This is a genomic window from Pseudomonas sp. SIMBA_067 (genome assembly GCF_046534675.1).
GTDB classification, from domain to species: domain Bacteria; phylum Pseudomonadota; class Gammaproteobacteria; order Pseudomonadales; family Pseudomonadaceae; genus Aquipseudomonas; species Aquipseudomonas putida.
On the sequence record NZ_JAWRYH010000992.1, the window covers coordinates 1 to 249 of the forward strand.

The window sequence follows — 249 nt, forward strand, 5'->3', positions numbered from 1 at the left end:
GTCAGACGGTCGTTAGCACCGGCGAATTTTTCGAAGTTGAAGCGAGGAATTTTAGTAACCACATAGTCGATGGACGGCTCGAAGGAGGCCGGAGTACGTCCGCCAGTGATGTCGTTCATCAGTTCGTCGAGGGTGTAACCCACCGCCAGTTTCGCCGCCACTTTAGCAATCGGGAAACCGGTCGCTTTCGACGCCAGCGCCGAAGAACGGGACACGCGTGGGTTCATTTCGATAACAATCAGGCGACCG

1 protein-coding gene is annotated in these 249 nt (G+C 55.8%); it reads right to left on the bottom strand.

Annotation, left to right across the window (positions count from 1 at the left end):
* Window positions 1-249: hypothetical protein (locus SB765_RS32190; protein ID WP_410932838.1), on the bottom strand; the 249-nt coding region annotated here is incomplete at both ends.